Genomic DNA, 1,579 nt, shown 5'->3' on the forward strand with positions numbered 1-1,579 from the left:
ATTACCGCCTAGCGCAATTGACCGCTGTGATCTTCCGCTTTGAGGATAAGCATAGAGTTATCGTCACAACGAGCGTCCCGAGAAGAGTTACCGGCGCGACCGCATGTCGCGGAAGATTCCCTGAAGGATACCGACGTCGGAAAGTGATCGGGGATCGCCAACCGCTGCTCGAACAGGATCGTTCAGATCTGCGCGGACGCCATCAAATTTAGCAGGCAGGCCCCGGCCGTCCGTACAGATCCAAATTCCGCATCCAACCACTGTGAACTGCCAAAAAATGCGATCGAACATTCGAACGCGGAATGGGTGGATTCCCACCGGCACACGCTCGTTACGTTCACCAGTGAACTGCTGATAAGAAACAATAGTCGGTGCGGAAACGTCGCCATCTTTGAAGATGGCTTGGCAAATGCGGTCTGACGCGGTTCCAAGCGTTAGACCGCGTTTCACGCCATGGCCGGAATGGATCTCGCGCCAGATGACGCTTAGCGCAAAGCGGACCAGAAGTTTGGGATTGCTGTTAGGCACATACACAGCGGAAGAGCCCTTGGCTGATTGACCCGCGATGTTCAGGACACGCACGAAATCGACCCCATAGCGATCAATGTCGCCGGTGATCCGTTCGTGTTCCTCGCAGAGAATGTTTTGATCGAACTTACCGGACTGTCGAAGCCGATGCCCCGCCTCGCCTCGCTCACCATAGGCTACGGCTTGCTCTCCCTCTTTCGAATCATGAATGAGCGCCCGGGGGATGATGTGGCTGCGGACCGTATTCGGTGAGCCGCAGATGCAAGACGGTATCGCAATCACTTTCGTGCCGACCCGCCGATCCTCGATCTACGGCGCATCTGCAGCGATCATTTGGAACAAACCATAAACAAACCCCTTTCCTACATTACTCCCCTCCGTCATACCCTGTCCGGTTTGGTCTCTCGACTTCGCTCGAGACATACGGAGGAGGGCTTATCATGCAGAACCGGACACCGATTGCGGCCGCCGCTCGGCCGCCGCTTCCCGAGTTTACGCCGGTGCCGCGCAAATATCGGCACGACGGGTGGACGCCCGAGCGGCAGCGGGCGTTTATCGCGGCGCTCGCCGATACGGGGTCGGTCCGGCGCGCCGCCGCGATGGTCAATATGGCGCAGACGAATTGCTATACGCTGCGGCGCGCGGACGGGGCGGAGAGCTTTCGGCGGGCGTGGGAGGCGGCGCTCGATTTCGGGGTCGCGCGGCTGAAGGATATCGCGTTCGAACGCGCGATCGACGGCTATCTGGTGCCCGTCTTTGTCGCGGGCAAGCTGATGGGGTTCCGGCGCAAGCATAATGACGCGCTGCTGATGTTCTGCCTGCGCCATTATGGGCAGGATGCGGGCGGCAAGCGCACGACGATCAACTATTTCTCGACGCGGGCGAGCGCGGGGGCGGTCGCGGGGCAGCGGTGGAGCACCGGCGGGTTCGGCTCGCCATATTCCCACAGGAAACAGGCGCCCCAGTCGAGCCGGTTGTCGAGACCCGACCAGATGGTTTCGGGCGAGCCCGCCTCCATCCGCACATAGGGACGAAGCGCCTCGCCCGGGTC

The 1,579-nt window shown here is 60.4% G+C and carries 2 protein-coding genes; one reads left to right on the top strand and one right to left on the bottom strand.

Annotation, left to right across the window (positions count from 1 at the left end; all coding sequences use genetic code 11):
• Positions 1-87 precede the first annotated feature (87 nt).
• Positions 88-810: a hypothetical protein gene (locus FG95_RS20645; RefSeq protein ID WP_152567705.1), complete on the bottom strand. Its 723-nt coding sequence runs from the start codon at positions 808-810 to the stop codon at positions 88-90.
• 158 nt (positions 811-968) lie between these two features.
• Here FG95_RS20645 and FG95_RS17715 point away from each other — a divergent pair, with 158 nt between their 5' ends.
• Entirely contained in the window at positions 969-1,556 is a 588-nt protein-coding gene (locus FG95_RS17715; protein WP_235211614.1) for a hypothetical protein, read from the top strand.
• Positions 1,557-1,579: the final 23 nt, after the last annotated feature.

Origin of the sequence: Sphingopyxis sp. LC363 (assembly GCF_000756385.1) — a bacterium.
Taxonomy (GTDB): Bacteria; Pseudomonadota; Alphaproteobacteria; order Sphingomonadales; family Sphingomonadaceae; genus Sphingopyxis.

Bases quoted from the DNA above. Each gene is read 5' to 3' on its own strand.
- FG95_RS17715 (WP_235211614.1), top strand. From the start codon at position 969: ATGCAGAACCGGACACCGATTGCGGCCGCCGCTCGGCCGCCGCTTCCC.